The sequence below is a fragment of the Streptomyces alkaliterrae genome, from assembly GCF_007097205.2.
Classification (GTDB): domain Bacteria; phylum Actinomycetota; class Actinomycetes; order Streptomycetales; family Streptomycetaceae; genus Streptomyces; species Streptomyces alkaliterrae.
Window position 1 is genome coordinate 1 of the sequence record NZ_VJYK02000514.1, and the last position, 2319, is coordinate 2319.

Here is a 2319-nt window from a genome sequence, read left to right on the forward strand (position 1 = left end):
CGGCTGCCCTCCCAGGCGGAGCTCGCACGCCAGGCGCTCAGCGCGCCGCTGGTCAGCCGGGCCGCCGCGCTGGCGCGCTGGGCGAGCGAGGGACTGCGGGTCGGCGCCGGCGGCGAACTCCTCGGCGAGCAGCTGAGGTCGGCCGCCGAACACCTGGGCCTGAAGGGCGAGGACGGGCCCGCGCTGGCCGCCGAGGCGTGGAACTGCGCCGTGGACGTCGGCCTCGTCGAGGTGACCGAGGACAACACGGCGGCGGAGGCCGACGACGAGTCACTGCCGCGTCCGGACGCCGACGAGACCGTCGGCACCGCCACCCCCGGCCCCGAACTCGCCACCCTCACCGGCGGCACCCCCGCCGAAGTGCTCGAACTCTGGCAGGACGTGCTGGAGACCCAGCTGGCCGACGCCGCCATGCCGAGCTTCGACGAACTCTTCGACCGCCTCGGACAGGAGACCGGCGCGGAGGGCCCCGGCGGCACCCCGCCCACTCCCGAGGACCTGGAGTGGGACCCGGAGGCCGAGGAGGAGTTCCTGGACGCCGCCCTCGCCAACCTCTACCTGCTCGGCGCCGGCGGCGGCGCCGACACCGCCGAGGGAACCGAAGACGCCGAGGTCCCCGAAGACGCCGACGAACCCGCGCACCCGCCCGTCCCACTGCCGGTGCTGGCCGCCTCCATGGTGCTCCCGGACGACCCCGACACCCCCGGCGGCGCCCCCACCGAGGAGGAGCTGAACGAGGTCACGGCGGTGATGATGCGCCTCGACGAGCAGTTCCGCATCCTCGAACCCAGCGGGCTCGTCGAGTACCGGCCCGTCGACGACGCGCTGCTCTCCGCCGCCGACGAGGAGCAGCCCCCGGAGGACGACAACCTGGCGGAGGACGTCAGCCGGTACGGCGTCGTCCGGCTCACCCCGCTCGGCGTGCACGGCCTGCGCACTCGCATGGTGGCGGCCGGTGTCGCCGCGCCCGCCGTCGGCGACCTGGCGGAGGCGGGCGCGGAGGAACTGCTGAGCGCCCTCCTGCGCTACCCCGAGAAGGCCGCCCAGGAGGAGGCGACCCAGTGGCTGGCCCGGCGCGAGACCGCCGCCGCCGCCCGGGAGTTGCTGGCCGCCGCACGCGGCGACGACCCCGCCGCCCCACGCCGGCGCCTGCTGGTGCAGCAGGCGCTCGCCCTGGCCGGCGCGGACGCCGAACCCGCCCTGCGCGAGGTACTGGACGACGGCCAACTCGGCGGCCTCGCCCGGGTCTGGCTCACCGAGCGCGGTGCCACCGACGTGCCGCCGCCCGGCGAGGAGATGGTGTTCTGGCTCACCGTCGACACCTTCGCCGCCCAACTCCTCGGCGAGGACGCCGCCGGCACCGACGAGCTGCGAGAGCTGGTGAGCGGGCTGGTGGAGCAGCACAGCGGGTTCTTCGAGAAGGTGTGGAGGGTCGAACACCCCGCCACCGCCGACGTCCTGGAGGCCCTCGGTCGACTCCACCCCGACCGGCGCACGGCCAAGGACGCCCGCCGCGCCGCCCACCGCGCCCGCTCCACGGGCTGACACCGCCGCGCCCCGACGTCGTCGGTCCCCGCCCCCGGTCGTCGGTCCTCGCCGTGCGGACCGACGACCGGGGGCGGGCCGCTTTCGGCTCCCTACAGGGCTTGGGCGCCGGGCTTGACCATGCCCCGGACGGTCCGGGCGTCCAGGAAGTCACCGAGGGCCGTCATCTGCCACTCACCCGAGTACTGCCGAATGAACTTCGCCATCAGGACCGCCGTGTTCGCCGGTGATCCGGTGAGGTCGAAGCGCACCAGCTCCTGACCGCCGGCGTCGAGCAGCCGGCAGTAGGCCTTGGCGACCTCGTTGAACTTCTGGCCGCTGAACGAGTTCACCGTGAACACCAGTCCGGTCACCTCCGGCGGCAGGCCCTGCAGATGCACGGTGATCGTCTCGTCGTCGCCGCTGCCCTCGCCGGTGAGGTTGTCGCCCGAGTGCTGGATCGCGCCGTTCAGGATGGCGAGCTTGCCGAAGTAGCAGGCGTCGATCTTCCGCCGGTTGGCGTCGTAGGCGATGACGGACGCGTCCAGGTCGATACTGCCCCTGCCGTACGCCGGCTCCCAGCCCAGGCCCATGACCACCGAGGTCTGGAGCGGCTGGTTGTTCTTCACCAGGGAGACCGTCTGGTGCTTCTGGAGGTCGACCCGCCCCTTGTCGAGATTGATCACGCCCGTGCCCGGCTGGGGCGGCTGCATGGCCGGGGGAGCGCCGAAGCCGCCCTGCGGGGCGGGAGGCGCACCGAACCCGGCGGGCGCGGCCGGCGGCGCAGGCGGGGCG

Annotated in this window: 2 protein-coding genes; one reads left to right on the forward strand and one right to left on the reverse strand. The window is 74.3% G+C overall.

The genetic code is table 11. From position 1 onward, the window contains the following. A partial coding sequence (locus FNX44_RS28360; RefSeq protein WP_228450266.1) for an excinuclease ABC subunit UvrC occupies positions 1-1545 on the forward strand: 1545 nt, incomplete at its 5' end. Positions 1546-1637: 92 nt separating this feature from the next. Here the strand turns inward: FNX44_RS28360 and FNX44_RS26255 are convergent. Further along, positions 1638-2319: TerD family protein (locus tag FNX44_RS26255; RefSeq protein ID WP_173019300.1), on the reverse strand; the 682-nt coding region annotated here is incomplete at its 5' end.